1 protein-coding gene is annotated in these 547 nt (G+C 68.0%); it reads left to right on the top strand.

Features of this window, described 5'->3' with window-relative positions; translation table 11 throughout:
- The coding region (locus QN357_RS19225; protein WP_323505431.1) for an undecaprenyl-diphosphate phosphatase at positions 1-547 on the top strand (547 nt) is incomplete at both ends.

Here is a 547-nt window from a genome sequence, read left to right as displayed (position 1 = left end):
CGCGGTGATCCTGTATTTCCGGGCCGACATCATCCGCCTGGCCGTTGCATGGTGGCAGGGCCTCTTCCACCGGGAGGCGCGACTCGCGCACGACTACCGCTTCGCCTGGTACGTCATCGCCGGTTCGGTGCCGATCGGCATCGTCGGCTTTCTCGGAAAGGGCCTGATCGGGGGGCCACTGCGCAACCTGTGGGTCGTCGTTGCCGGGCTGATCGGCTGGAGTGTCGTGATGTTCATCGCCGAGCGTGTCGGCAAGCGCAACCGCCCGGAGGAATCGACGACCCTCAAGGACGCGCTCGTGATCGGCGTCATGCAGTGTGTCGCACTGATCCCCGGGGTGTCCCGCTCCGGGGCGACCATCAGCGCCGGCCTGTTCCGCAACCTCGACCGGGTCGCCGCGACCCGGCTGTCCTTCTTCCTCGCCATCCCGGCACTGACCGCTGCGGGCGCCTATGAGGGCCTCTCCTCGGCGAGCGACATCTCGGCCTCCGTCGGCTGGGTGCCCACGATCGTCGCGACCGTCGTCAGTTTCCTCGTCGCCTATGCC

This window comes from Cryobacterium sp. RTC2.1 (assembly GCF_035018685.1).
Taxonomy (GTDB): domain Bacteria; phylum Actinomycetota; class Actinomycetes; order Actinomycetales; family Microbacteriaceae; genus Cryobacterium; species Cryobacterium glucosi.
The sequence above is the reverse complement of the archived record's forward strand: the minus strand, read 5'-3'. Positions and strand labels throughout refer to the sequence as shown.